The 13,314-nt window shown below is 65.0% G+C and carries 7 protein-coding genes; 1 reads left to right on the top strand and 6 read right to left on the bottom strand.

The features are described 5' to 3' along the window. Positions 1 to 31 precede the first annotated feature (31 nt). The 4 genes from AC4D2Q_RS11250 to AC4D2Q_RS11235 form a co-directional block, all read right to left on the bottom strand. Positions 32 to 1,489 carry a GH1 family beta-glucosidase gene (locus AC4D2Q_RS11250; protein ID WP_490946537.1) on the bottom strand — a complete coding sequence of 486 codons (1,458 nt, stop codon included), beginning with the start codon at positions 1,487 to 1,489 and terminating at the stop codon, positions 32 to 34. Next, positions 1,489 to 2,406, bottom strand: a complete 918-nt coding sequence (locus tag AC4D2Q_RS11245; RefSeq protein WP_490946535.1) for a carbohydrate ABC transporter permease — start codon at positions 2,404 to 2,406, stop codon at positions 1,489 to 1,491. Before AC4D2Q_RS11245 ends, AC4D2Q_RS11250 begins: the two co-directional genes overlap by 1 nt. Further along, entirely contained in the window at positions 2,403 to 3,386 is a 984-nt protein-coding gene (locus AC4D2Q_RS11240; RefSeq protein ID WP_490946534.1) for a carbohydrate ABC transporter permease, read from the bottom strand. Before AC4D2Q_RS11240 ends, AC4D2Q_RS11245 begins: the two co-directional genes overlap by 4 nt. A 63-nt stretch (positions 3,387 to 3,449) precedes the next feature. Beyond that, positions 3,450 to 4,709: an ABC transporter substrate-binding protein gene (locus AC4D2Q_RS11235; RefSeq protein WP_490946594.1), complete on the bottom strand. Its 1,260-nt coding sequence runs from the start codon at positions 4,707 to 4,709 to the stop codon at positions 3,450 to 3,452. A gap of 585 nt (positions 4,710 to 5,294) precedes the next feature. On the opposite strand from AC4D2Q_RS11235, the gene pulA reads away from it, so the two are divergent. Beyond that, positions 5,295 to 11,438, top strand: a complete 6,144-nt coding sequence (gene pulA, locus AC4D2Q_RS11230) for a pullulanase-type alpha-1,6-glucosidase (protein ID WP_490946593.1) — start codon at positions 5,295 to 5,297, stop codon at positions 11,436 to 11,438. Here pulA and AC4D2Q_RS11225 read toward each other — a convergent pair. Then, entirely contained in the window at positions 11,435 to 12,616 is a 1,182-nt protein-coding gene (locus AC4D2Q_RS11225) for a class I SAM-dependent methyltransferase (protein ID WP_490925546.1), read from the bottom strand. The genes pulA and AC4D2Q_RS11225 overlap by 4 nt on opposite strands. After that, positions 12,601 to 13,275, bottom strand: a complete 675-nt coding sequence (locus AC4D2Q_RS11220) for an IMPACT family protein (RefSeq protein WP_490946533.1) — start codon at positions 13,273 to 13,275, stop codon at positions 12,601 to 12,603. The genes AC4D2Q_RS11225 and AC4D2Q_RS11220 overlap by 16 nt, the downstream gene beginning before the upstream one ends. Positions 13,276 to 13,314: the final 39 nt, after the last annotated feature.

The raw sequence follows: 13,314 nt of genomic DNA, 5'->3' as shown, positions 1-13,314 counted from the left end.
GGTCGCGGCTGGGTTCCCATGTTACGGGTACTCACACGACGGGAGCCACGGGCTCGCCGCCCTGGACAACGCGCCCGGCAGCCCGGCTGGCCGCAATGCAGCGGCTGTAGGCATGGCCGCTGTCCTTGACCGTCCGTGCCTGCGTGTCATAGTCGACGCGGACAATGCCGAAGCGCCGGCTGTAGCCCCAGGACCACTCGAAGTTGTCCAGCAGCGACCAGACAAAGTAGCCGCGGACATCTGCACCCGCTTCAATGGCCCGGCCCACCGCCGCAATGTGGTCCAGGATGAACTGCGTGCGCTCGGGGTCGGGCACGCTTCCGTCGGCGCTGACGACGTCGTCGTAGGCTGCGCCGTTTTCGGTGACGTACAGCGGCGGCAGCATGGGGTACTCCTCGCCCAGGCGGACCAGCAGCTTGCGCAGGCCGTCCGGATTGACCTCCCAGTCCATCGCGGTGCGCGGCAGTCCGCGGCTCGGGAAAGTGATGTGCTCCGCACCGATCCACGGTGAGACCGCCGGACGCCCTGATCCGCCCGAGTGGCCGTCAGCCCCGGTGGTGTCTGGATGGCCGCTGATGAGGTCATCGTGATAGTGGTTGACGCCCAGGAAGTCGATCGGAGCACCAATGATGTCCAGATCCCCGTCCTCAATGACGTCGCCCAGGCCAAACTGTTCCAGGTCCTGCAGCGTGTCCTGCGGATAGGCACCCAGCAGGATGGGATCAAGGAAGATCCGGTTCTGCAGGGAGTCAAAGAGCCGGGCGGCCTCCAGGTCCACGGGATCGGAAGGATCCCGGGGGATGGAGTTGCTCAGGTTCAGGGTGATGCCCAGCTGCTGCGCACCGCGCTCACGCAGCTGCGTCACGGCAAGGCCGTGGGCAAGGTGCTGGTGGTGGACGGCGGCAACAGCAGCGCGGGGTTCGTGCCGGCCCGGGGCATGCACGCCGGAGGCATAACCCAGCAGCGAGGAGCAGAAGGGCTCGTTGAAAGTGGTCCAGTGCTGTACCCGGTCGCCGAGCGCCGTGTATACATCATTCGCGTACTCTGCGAACCGGTACGCGGTGTCCCTGTTCGCCCAGCCGCCGGCTTCCTCCAGGGCCTGCGGCAAGTCCCAGTGATAAAGCGTGAGCCAGGGCAGGATGCCGGCTTCGAGGAGCTCGTCCACGAGGCGGGAGTAGAAGTCCAGCCCCTTGGCATTGACGGGTCCGCCGCCGGGACGGACGCGGGCCCAGCTGGTGGAGAACCGGTAAGAGTCCAGCCCCAGTTCCTTCATCAGGGCGACGTCCGCGGGCATGCGGTGATAATGGTCCACGGCCGTTTCGGGAGTGTCCCCGTTCAGCGTGTTTCCCGGTGTGCGGGCAAAGGCATCCCAAATGGAGTCCTGCTTGCCGTCTTCCCAGGCGGCGCCTTCAACCTGGGCTGCAGCTGTTGCCGATCCCCAGATGAAGCCGTCCGGCCAGTTGTTCCACTGGGGGTTTTCGTTGTTCATTAGCCCTTCACTGCTCCCTGCATAATTCCGGATATAAGTTGTTTGCCTGCTGCCACAAAGAGGATCAGCAGGGGGATGGTGGCCAGCACGGCACCGGTCAGCACGATGGAGTAATCCACGTACCGAGCCGACTGCAGCTGGCTGAGTGCGGTCTGCAGCGTGGGATTGTCGGCGCCCAGGACCAGCAGCGGCCACATAAAGTCGGTCCACGCCATCATGAAGGTGAACAGCGACAGGATGGCCATGGCCGGCTTGGCGGCCGGCAGCGCCACGTGGAAGAACGTGCGGATCATGTTGGCTCCGTCCATGCGGGCGGACTCAATCAGTTCATCCGGGATGACGTCCACCAGATACTGGCGCATGAAGAACACCCCGAACGCCGTAACCAGGCTCGGCACGATGACGGCGCCGACCTTGCCGGTCCAGCCCAGTTCCTGCATCACCATGAACAGCGGAATGATGCCGAGCTGGGTGGGAATGGCCATGGTGGCAATAACGGAGACCATCAGGACTCCGCGGCCGCGGAACTTGAGTTTGGCGAAGGCGTAACCGGCGAGGGTGGAGAACACGACGACGGACACAGTGATGGTTCCGGAAATCAGCAGGCTGTTGCCCAGCGCCTTCCAAAACGGCACAGTATTCATGACTTCGCCGACGTTGTGCCAGAAGTTTCCGCCGGGCCACAGCGGGGGCCAGTCCGAGCCGAGGGCCTCGTTGCCGCGGGAACCCACGACAGTTGACCACCACAGCGGATACGCCGATCCGATCAGGAAGGCCAGAAGGATGCCGTAGGTGAGGAATCCGGGTCCCCGGGTGCTGCTGAACAACTGCCGGCGCCATCCGGGACGTGCCGGTTTGCCCGAGCCCGAATCAATTCCGGTACCGGGTACGGCACCGGCCTTTTGAAGGACGCTCATCGCTTGCTCCTAACCCGGCGGGGCTTACTGTCCGCCGTGGCGATTTTCTTGGAGATCAGGAAGTTGACTATGCCCACCAGCACGATGATCAGGAAAAGGATCCAGGCGATGGCGGAGGCCCGGCCAAAGTTTTGCCGCTGGAAAGCCATCTCCCAGAGGTAGAGAACGGTGGTTTGGAACTGGCGCTGGCTGCCGCCGGCCGTCACGGAATCGAAGAGCCGCGGCTCGGCAAAGATCTGCAGGCCGCCGATGGTGGAGGTGATGACGACAAAAATCATGGTGGGGCGGATGCTCGGCAGCGTAATGCTGAAGAAACGCCGGAAGGGGCCGGCGCCGTCGATCGCCGCGGATTCGTAAATATCGCGGGGAACTGCCTGCATGGCTGCCAGCAGGATCAGGGCGTTGTAGCCGGTCCACCGCCAGTTGACCATGGTGGCCAGGGCCAAGTGACTGGGCAGGGTGTCCGTTTTCCAGAGCACCGGGTCAATCCCCAGGTTGCCCAGCATGGTGTTGATGAGTCCGTACTGCTCATCGAACATGTTGGTGAAGATCAGGGCGACCGCCACCGGAGTGACGACGTAGGGCAGCAGGACACTCATTCGCCAGAAGGTTTTGGCGCGGAGATTCTGGTCCAGGACGGCGGCGAGGAACAGTGCCACTGCCAGCTGGGGGATGGCGGAAAGCAGGAAGATGCTGAAGGTGTTGAACAGCGAGTTCCAGAAGAACCGGTCACTCAGCACGCCGGTGAAGTTCGCCAGTCCCACAAATTCGCCCTGGCCCTTGAGCAGGTGCCACTCGTGCAGCGAAACGTAGAACGTGTAAAGGAGCGGGAACAGCCCCACGACGGCAAAGACGATGAAGAAGGGGGAGATGTACAGGTAGGGGGAGGCCTTGAGGTCCCAGAAGCTGAGGCGCTGCCGGAAGGTGGGCTTCGGCTTGGCCGCGTTGTGCGTCTGCGGACGGTTCAGTGTGGTGGTCATGGGGTTTCTCGCACTCCATAGGGGGGCCTCCGGTGGTAGCCGGAGGCCCCGCAGCCGGTGTTGCTAGTTGTTGACAACCAGCTCGTTGAGGAGCTTGAGCGCTTCGGCCCAGGCCTTGTCGGTGTCGCCGCTGCCGTTGTCCAGCATGTCCAGTGCCGGACCAAAGACGTTCTCCTGGATGACGGAGTCGTCCGGGCCCTTGAACTGGGCAACTACGCCTTCGGCGCGGGAAGCGAGGATGGACCCGGTGGGTGCGTCATTGAAGTACGCGTTCGGGGTGGCAGCCGCCGCGAGTTCCTCCTGCGCCTTTACGGTGCTGGGGAAGTTGTTGGCCGCAGTGCTCTGCTTGACCTGCTGCTCCGGATCGGTCAGCCATGCTGCGAGCTTGGCTGCTTCTTCGGGGTGCTTGGAGGTTTCGGGAACCGAGAGGAAGGCTCCGCCCCAGTTCGATGCGCCGCCGGGGAAGACATCGGCGAAGTCCCAGCCGCTGTCAGTTCCGCCGCCTGCGGATTCGATCGATCCCTGAATGGTGCCGAGCATCCATCCCGGGCAGACGAAGGTGGCGAATGATCCGTCCAGGAAGGCCTGGCCCTTGCCCCAGTCCCATTCGGTCTGGTTGCCGGACAGGCCGTCCGAAGTGGCGTCGGCCAGCTGGGAGAACTGCTTCTTCATGGCGTCGTTACCGTCAACGTTCAGCTCGCCGTCAGCGGTGTAATAGCCTTCCTCCATCTGGTTGACCATGGAGTTCCAGACGAATCCTGACTGGTCATACCAGGCCTTGCCGGTCTTTTCGTGGTAAGCGCGGCCCAGTTCGAAGTACTTGTCCCAGCTGGCGTCGTCCCCGCCGAAGAGTTCGGCAACTGCTGCGCGGTCGCTCGGAAGGCCGGCGGCTTCAAACAGCTTTCCGTTGTAGCACAGGCCCTGCGGGCCGATGTCGGTGCCGTAGCCAATGACGCGGCCGTCGGCGTCGGTGCCCTGCTCATACTTCCAGTCGACCCAGTTGTCCTTGATGTCGGCTGCGCCGTACTCATTGAGGTCCACGAACTTGTCGGACACCTCCATGATTGCGCCGAGCCAGCCCTCTTCGATGGCTACCACGTCACTGACGCCGGAACCGGCTCCAAGCTTGGTGAACAGATCCGTGCGGGCGTTGCCGCCGGTGTCGATGTTGGTCGGCTTGATCTCGATGCCGGGATTGGCTTCCATGTACTCGGCGTACAGATCGTCATAGCCGAAGGTTCCGAAGGTGGTAACGCTCAGCTGAATGGGGTTGTCCTCGCTTGCCGCTTCGGTGTCACCGCCGCCGCAGCCAACTGCCAGCATGGCCACGATTGCGGCGCCCGCAACGGCTGCTGCCGGATGTCTGAAATTCTTCACTGTCACTCCTTTGTGTGTGGGTGGTGCAAAAACAATTCCCGAAGCAGGCGGATCTGTCCTTTGGAGGCGGACAGGCGTAATCGACGGAAGCGGGAAGGGATTGGGACTTCGAATGGAGCCATGCGCCCAGGAGGAATTCAAAGATTTCCAGAGAGCGCTCTCTTGACTTGGACCTCACCCTAGGAGTGATAACGATCACTGTCAAGAGAGCGCTCTCTCAGAATTCCGGCGGATCTCTGCTCCGTCGCAGCAAGCGTTTGCATAAAACGGATAATCGGGAAAGTGCAGCTGCGGGCCAGGGCTCCTCAACAGTCGCCGGTAAGAAAAAAATTATCTGAAAGCGTTTACACGCGAGCCACTGCGTTGTTAGTGTTCCTCGCAATGTCGATGGCACTGTGCCGCGTCCAAAAACGGGAGTCAATGATGACTAGGGGTACACGTACGCGCGGCTGGGTCGCCCGGGGGACAACACGGGGGATAACACGGGGGACAGCACGGGGACTTATTGGCGTGCTTGCCGCGGCCGGGCTGATGGCGGTGCCGGTAAGCTCTGCAACCGCCGAAGACCCGCGCACTTTTGCGCTCACGGGCAGCCTCCAGTCCGAACTCGGCTGCGACGCGGACTGGGCCCCCGAGTGCGGCGAGACTGAGCTGGCACCCACCGACGTCCCCGGCGTTTATGCAGCGGAGTTCACCCTGCCCGCCGGGAGTTACGAGTACAAGGTCGCAGTCAATGACGGCTGGGACGAGGCTTACGGGCTGGACGGCGGAGCAGACAACATTCCGCTCGCGATTGCCGGGGACTCCCGCATCCGCTTCGTCTTCGACGACAACACGCACCGGGCCGGCCTCACGCCGCTGGACCTGCGGGATGCCTACTCGGCCGATGACGACGCCCTGGTGGCCCCGCCGGTGCGCCAGGCCGGTGCGGACAATGTCTTCTACTTTGCGATGACCGACCGTTTTGACAACGCCGATCCGTCCAACGACACCGGCGGCCTGGCCGGTGACCGTCTCGCCACCGGCTACGACCCCACCAACACCGGCTTCTACAACGGCGGCGACCTTGCCGGTCTCCGCTCACAGCTGGACTACATCCAGAACCTCGGCACTACGGCCATCTGGTTGACGCCGAGCTTCAAGAACAAGCCCGTGCAGGGTTCCGGGGCGGATGCCTCAGCCGGCTACCACGGTTACTGGATCACCGACTTTACGCAGATCGACCCGCACCTTGGAACCAACGCAGAACTGGAAGCCCTCATTGACGAGGCGCACGCCAAGGGCATGAAGGTGTACTTCGACATCATCACCAATCACACCGCTGATGTGATTTCCTATCAGGGCGGACAGTATTCCTACATCGACCAGGAAACTGCGCCGTACAAGGATGCCGGTGGAACGGCATTTGATCCGGCCGACTACGCGGGAACGGACAACTTCCCGGAGCTGGACCCGGCGACGAGCTTCCCCTACGTTCCGGAGGTTGCGGACCCCGAAAAGGACGTCAAGGTTCCCGGCTGGCTCAACGACCCCGCCATCTACCACAACCGCGGCGACTCGACCTTTGAGGGCGAGTCCACCACGTTTGGGGATTTCTCCGGCCTCGATGACCTGATGACTGAAGACCCTACGGTGGTGGACGGTTTTGCCGACGTTTATAACCAGTGGATTGACCGCGGCATCGACGGGTTCCGCATTGACACGGTCAAACACGTGAATTTCGAATTCTGGGAAAAGTGGACCACCCGGGTTAAGGACTATGCCGCCTCGGTCGGCAAGCCGGATTTCTTTATGTTTGGCGAGGTTTATGACGCCGATCCCAAGAAAACCTCGCCTTATGTGCGCAGCACCGACATGAATTCAGTGCTTGATTTCACCTTCCAGTCACAGGCCGTGGGTTACGCCTCCGGCAATTCGGCACGGGGCCTTTCCAATCTGTTCGCGGGCGACGATTACTACACCACTCCGCACAGCTCAGCGACCGCGCTGCCGACCTTCCTGGGCAACCACGACATGGGCCGCGTCGGCTATTTCCTGCAAAACACCGACGATGCCCTGCAGCGTGATGAACTGGCCCACGAACTCATGTTCCTCACCCGCGGCCAGCCGGTGGTCTACTACGGTGACGAACAGGGCTTCGCCGGGGCCGGCCAGGGCAATGACCGCGCCGCGCGCCAGTCGATGTTTGGCAGTCGGGTGAGCGAGTACACCGACCAGTTGCTCATCACCGGCGAGCAGCTGGGATCCAATGACCGCTTTGACACCGCTGCCCCGCTTTATACGCACATTGCCGGACTCGCGGCCCTCCGCGAGGCGCACCCGGCGCTCTCCTCGGGCGCCCAGATCGAGCGGTATGCCGACGACGGTCCCGGTGTTTACGCCTTCTCCCGCGTGGACCAGGCGGAAAAGACGGAATACCTCGTGGCAGTGAATAACTCCGCGGAGGCCAAAACGGTCAATGTTCCAACGCTGACCAAGCAGGCGGCCTTCGCACCGCTGTACGGAACGGAAGCTGCCCTGGCATCGGATGCCGACGGCGTCGTGTCCGTCACCGTACCGGCCCTGGGATCGGTGGTGTTCAAAGCCGGCACAACCGTGGCGGCCCCCGCGGCCCCGGAAGCCATCACCGTCAGCGCCCCGACCGCCGGCGCCGGCCTCAGCGGTGCCAGCGCCGTGGAAGCCGACATTCCTGACAGCACCTGGCAGCAGACCAGCTTCGCCTGGCGGGAGGTTGGCGGCACCGAGTGGACCGATCTCGGCACGGCCGAGACAACCGCGCCCCGCGTCTTCCACGACGTCGACGCGCTGCCGGCCGGCACCCTGATCGAGTACCGTGCAGTGACGACCGACGCCGCCGGCCGGCACGCGGCGGCCTCCACCTATGCTTCGGTGGGCAACGCAGTCACCACCGTCGTCGTGGATCCGCCCGAGCAGGAACTGAACCTGGTCACCGTTCCGGGCAGCCACAACAGCGAGATGGGCTGCGCCGGTGACTGGACGCCCGCCTGCGAAGCGGCAAAACTCACCAAGCGCGCCGACGGAATCTACGCGGGCACCTTTGATGTGCCGGCCGGGGATTACGAATACAAAGTCGCCATCAACGGTTCCTGGGACCTCAGCTACGGGGCCAACGGGGCCGCGGACGGTCCCAACATTGCCTACACCGCGCCCGGCGGTCCGGTTACGTTCTATTTTGACCCCGCCACCCACCAGGTCCAGAACACTGCACAGGGTCCGGTGATCACGGCCCCCGGAAGTTTCCAGAGCGAGATCGGCTGTTCGAGTGACTGGCAGCCGGACTGCCTGGCCAGCTGGCTGCAGGACGGCGACGGCGACGGCGTCTACGAGTGGTCGAGCGACCGGATCCCCGCAGGCAGCTATGAGGTCAAACCGGCACACGGTCTTTCATGGGATGAGAATTACGGCGTCGGCGGTGTTCCGGGCGGCGCCAACTATGCCTTCACGGCAGCGGAGGGCAAGCTCGTCACCTTCCGCTACACGCTGGCCACCCATGAACTCGAGATTGTGCTCGCTGACCCGCCGGTTGCCGGCACCGGTGAGCTGCGTGCCCACTGGGTCAGTGCAGACACGATCGCCTGGCCGGTCTCCCTGCTGGGGGAAACGGACCCGGCGGCAGCCAGCTGGAGGCTGCACCACTCCGCAGACGCCGGCATCGCACCTGATGCATCAGCGGAATCCGGGATATCCGGCGGTGAGAGCGTGGAACTGACCTACGACCCGGACGGGCTCTCGGCCGATGAGTTGGCAGCCTTTCCGGCGCTTGCCAGCTATGTAGCGCTGCACCCGGAGGGCCTGAACCGTGCTGCGGTGCAGGGCCTCCTGACCGAGCAGCTGCAGGTATCCCAGTCGAGCGGGACCGAATTGGAGGCCCTGACCGGGGTGCAGATCCCCGGCGTGCTGGACGACCTCTACGCAGCCAATCTGGGCTCCGCGACGCTCGGGGTGAGCTGGCGCAATGACGTTCCCACTCTGCGCCTCTGGGCGCCCACCGCACAGGACGTGTCCCTGGAGGTCTTCCCCGGCGGCGAACCGGGGGCACCGAAAGTGCTGCCCGCTGCATGGAACGGCACCGACGGAACGTGGTCGGTGACCGATCCGACCATTTCCGAAGGAGCGGAGTACCGCTGGTCGGTGCGTGTCTACGCCCCGGCAACCGGCGCCGTCGAAACCAACTCGGTAACCGATCCGTATTCCGCGGGTCTCACCCGCAACTCGGAACGCTCGGTTGCGGTCAACCTGGACGCGGACCGCTGGAAGCCGCAGCTCTGGGAGGAGACTGAGGCGCCGGTCATCGACAAGCCCGCCGACCGTTCCATCTACGAACTGCATGTGCGTGACTTCTCGGTGGGGGATCCGGAGGTTCCGGCCGAAGAGCGCGGAACCTACCGCGCCTTCACCCGCGACAGTGCGGGAACCCGGCAGCTGCGCCAGCTGGCGGAGGCCGGCATCAACACGGTGCACCTGCTGCCCACCTTCGACATCGCCTCCATCAACGAGGATCCGCAGGCCCGCCGGGAGCCGGACTGCGACCTCGCCGGCTACGGACCGGCCTCCTCCGAGCAGCAGGCCTGCGTTGCTGCCGCCGCCGACACCGATGCCTTCAACTGGGGCTACGATCCGTTGCACTACTCGGTGCCGGAAGGGTCCTATGCCGTTGACCCGGAAGGCGGTGCGAGGGTTTCCGAGTTCCGGGAAATGGTGGGGGCACTGCATGCCACCGGTTTGCAGGTGGTGCTCGATGAGGTGTTCAACCACACGGCCGAGTCCGGCCAGGGCACCAAGAGCGTGCTTGACCGGCTGGTGCCCGGCTACTACCAGCGCCTGAACGCGGCCGGAAATGTGGAGACCTCCAGCTGCTGCCAGAATGTCGCCACTGAACACTCAGCAGCCGAAAAGCTGATGGTGGACTCCGTGGTGCTCTGGGCCAAGGCCTACAAGGTTGACGGCTTCCGCTTTGACCTGATGGGTCATCACTCCAAGGCCAACATGCTTGCCGTCCGCGCGGCCCTGGACGAGCTGACCCTCGCTGAGGACGGCGTCGACGGAAAGTCTGTGTACCTGTACGGGGAGGGCTGGAACTTCGGCGAAGTCGCCGACAATGCCTTGTTTGAGCAGGCTACGCAGGGAAATCTTGCGGGAACCGGCGTTGGAACCTTCAACGACCGGCTGCGCGATGCCGTGCACGGCGGCAGTCCCGTCGATGCGGGATCGACCTATGCCCAGGGTTACGGCACCGGGCTGGCCACCGACCCGAACGGGGACGCGATCAACGGCACACCCGAGGCCGCAGCCGCGGCTCTGGCGAAGCAGACCGACCTCGTGAAGCTTGGCCTGGCCGGCAACCTGAAAGGCTATTCCTTCGAGACGGCGGACGGAAGCGTGAAGCGCGGGGACGCGATCGACTACAACGGCCAGGCGGCCGGATACTCCGATGAGCCGCAGGAGACCATCAACTATGTGGACGCCCACGACAACGAGACGCTGTACGACCTGGGAGTGTTGAAACTGCCGACGACGACGCCGATGGCGGACCGGGTGCGGATGAACACCCTGTCGCTGGCCACGGTGACGCTCTCGCAGTCGCCGTCGTTCTGGCACGCGGGAACCGAGCTGCTGCGCTCCAAGTCGCTGGACCGCAACAGCTACAACTCGGGCGACTGGTTCAACCGCATTGACTGGACCGGCTCCGAATCAACGTTCGGCTCCGGCCTGCCGCCCGCGGCGGACAACGAGGAAAAGTGGCCTCTCATGGCTCCGCTGCTGGCGGATCCGGCACTGGCTCCGGCTGAATCCGACATCGCCTCGGCTGAGGCTGGAGCATTGGATCTGCTGCGCCTGCGGACAGACGTTGACCTGCTGCGGCTCGGCTCTGCCGATCTCATTGAACAGAAGGTGACCTTTCCCGGCAGCGGGCCGGAGGCAGCCGCCGGCCTCATTGTGATGAGCATCGATGACCTCGCGGGGCCGGATGCCGATCCTGCCCTAGACGGCGCACTGGTGGTCTTCAATACGGCGCCGGCGGCTGCCGTGCAGGCGATCCCGGAACTGGCCGGCCGTGACTATGCGCTTTCCCAGGTGCAGCAGGACGGAACGGATCCTGTGGTGAAGCAGAGCAGCTGGCAGCCGGACACCGGCACGGTGAGTGTCCCCGGCCGCAGTGTTGCGGTGCTCTTGGATCCCCAGAGCGAAGCGCCCGGAGATCCGGGGAATCCGGGTGACCCTGGTAACCCGGGCAATCCCGGTAACCCGGACCCGACCGATCCCGCCGACCCGGACGCCTCGGTGACGCTGAGCGCGGGAACCGTCCGGCCCGGCGACACTGTCACGGTCACCGGTACCGGCTTCGACGCCGGGGAAACAGTGCAGGTCTGGCTCGAGTCCACCCCGAAGCTGCTGACCGCACAGGCAGCAGATGCGGACGGCTCTGTCACGGTGCGGGTAACCATTCCCTCTGACACTGAACTCGGATCGCATGCCGTCCGCGTCAGCGGGCTGGGGTCCTCGGAGGAGGCGCGGGCACCGCTGCAGGTGGTCGGTCCGCTGGCGGACACGGGTGCCAACCTCTGGCTGGTCTGGCTGCTCGGGCTGTCACTGCTCGCCGTCGGTGCCGTTCTGGTGCTGCCGCGGGTGTGGAGGCTGGTGAGGAGGGCTTAGCGGCGGGTGCTGACGGTCACCGTGAATTTGGGATTGCGGGCCACTTCCCGGGTGGGTCCCACCAGCCGGGCCAAAGCGGACTTGTAGGTCAGATGGCTGTTCCACACGGTCCACAGCTCGCCGCCCGGTGCCAGGACCCGCCCGGCGTCCGCGAAGAGTTTCAGTGCTATTCCGGCATGCACACTGGCACCGATATGGAACGGCGGGTTCAGCACGATCAGCTCCGCGGAACGGTCCGGGTGCCCGGCCAGGGCATCGCCGCGGCGAACCTGCACACGGTCCGCAACGCCGTTGGCGGTCATGGTCTCCGTTGCGGACGCGACGGCGGCCGCTGACTGATCGGTGGCGGTGACCTGCAGGGACGGACGGGCCAGTGCCAGATACGCGGCAATGGCTCCGGTTCCGCAGCCAAGGTCCACCGCGGTGTGCGCCTGCCGGGCCCCGGCAAGGTGCGGCAGCAGGAACCGGGTGCCAATGTCCAGTGCTGCTCCGGCAAAGGCCGCACCGTGGGCCCGCAGCTGAAGCGGCACCGCCAGTCCGACGTCGTGCTGCTGGGCCAGCGGAAAACGGTTGGCCGGGCGGGCCGCGGCGGGCAGCGGCCCGGAGACGGTCAGCACCCGGGACTTCTGCCGTGCCAGCCCGGCCTGAACCGAGCCGAACCAGCGCGCCAGGACGTCATTCATGGCTGTGGTCATGTGCTTGAGCCTTCCGCCGGCGTACACCACCACGTCAGGGCCGGCGTGCGCGGCGATCAGCGCGGCAATTTCCTCGAGGGCATCCAGCGAGCGCGGCAGGCGCAGCAGCACGGTATGTGCCCCTGCCAGCAGTTCCGCGTCCAGCGGCAGTGAACGGTAGGTCCCCGCCAGTCCGGCGGCACGGGCGTTGCGCTCCAGGGCCAGCTCGCCCGAGTACGGATCCTGATGTACCCGCAGGTCCCGCACGCCGTGCAGCGCGGCAGCGCCGAGGGTCAGCGCACCATAGGAATCTCCCACCACGACGACGCCGGCAGGATCTTCGCGCAGCCGTTCCGCCGCGGTGTCCAGCAGCAGCCGGTCGGCAGCGTCATGGGCCTGCAGGTTCTCCGCCTCAACGTCCGGCCGGCGGCTCAGGGACTCAAAGGAAAAGTCCGGTGCATCCGGGGAAATCCGGTCGGGGGAGTGCGTCAAAGGTCGATCCATTCTGTTTTCAGCGGTTCGGGGGTGCTGCCGCCTGCGGTGAAAGCGGCCAGGCGGTCGCGGAAGGTGCCGGCACTGCCGGGAGTGTCCGGCAGCGCCACCGTAATGTTCGCCCCGGCCGGGCCGTATTCCGTGCCGGTGACGCTGATGCCGGCGGTGCGGAGGTCATTTTCCAGCCGGCCGGCTTCGGCGTGGCCTGCCGGTATGGAGTAGAGCTGCATCCGGCGGCGGCGGAGCAGGGGAGCGGTGGACAGGGCGGCGGACACGGATTCCGAGTAGGCGCGCACCAGCCCGCCGGCGCCCAGCAGGATGCCGCCGAAATAGCGGACGGTCACAGCGGTGATGTCGCTGAGGTCGGTGGCGCCGTTAAAGGTTTCCCGTTTGGTCAGGGCTTCCAGCATGGGGATGCCGGCCGTGCCGGAGGGTTCGCCGTCGTCGCTGGAACGCTGGACTTCACGCCCGGGGCCCAGCACAAAGGCGCTGCAGTGGTGCCGGGCATCGTGGAATTCGCGCCGCAGATCGGCGACCAGCGCACGGGCCTGTTCTTCGGTTTCGGTGCGCCGCAGCACCGTAATGAAGCGTGAGCGGCGGATCTCGAGTTCGGTGCGGTGTTCCCCGGCAAGGGTGGTGTAGCGCCCCGCCGCCGCGTCGATGTCACTCACCCCTCCAGTCTAGTGGCCGGCGGGGGCGCCTGACGTTGG

The organism is Arthrobacter sp. TJ-178, assembly GCF_058269275.1.
The sequence above is the reverse complement of the archived record's forward strand: the minus strand, read 5'-3'. Positions and strand labels throughout refer to the sequence as shown.

Excerpts from the sequence above, each read along its gene's own strand:
- AC4D2Q_RS11225 (WP_490925546.1), bottom strand. The coding sequence starts at position 12,616 with ATGGATCGACCTTTGACGCACTCCCCCGACCGGATTTCCCCGGATGCA.
- AC4D2Q_RS11245 (WP_490946535.1), bottom strand. The coding sequence starts at position 2,406 with ATGAGCGTCCTTCAAAAGGCCGGTGCCGTACCCGGTACCGGAATTGAT.
- pulA (WP_490946593.1), top strand. The coding sequence starts at position 5,295 with ATGGCGGTGCCGGTAAGCTCTGCAACCGCCGAAGACCCGCGCACTTTT.
- AC4D2Q_RS11235 (WP_490946594.1), bottom strand. The coding sequence starts at position 4,709 with ATGCTGGCAGTTGGCTGCGGCGGCGGTGACACCGAAGCGGCAAGCGAG.
- AC4D2Q_RS11240 (WP_490946534.1), bottom strand. The coding sequence starts at position 3,386 with ATGACCACCACACTGAACCGTCCGCAGACGCACAACGCGGCCAAGCCG.
- AC4D2Q_RS11250 (WP_490946537.1), bottom strand. The coding sequence starts at position 1,489 with ATGAACAACGAAAACCCCCAGTGGAACAACTGGCCGGACGGCTTCATC.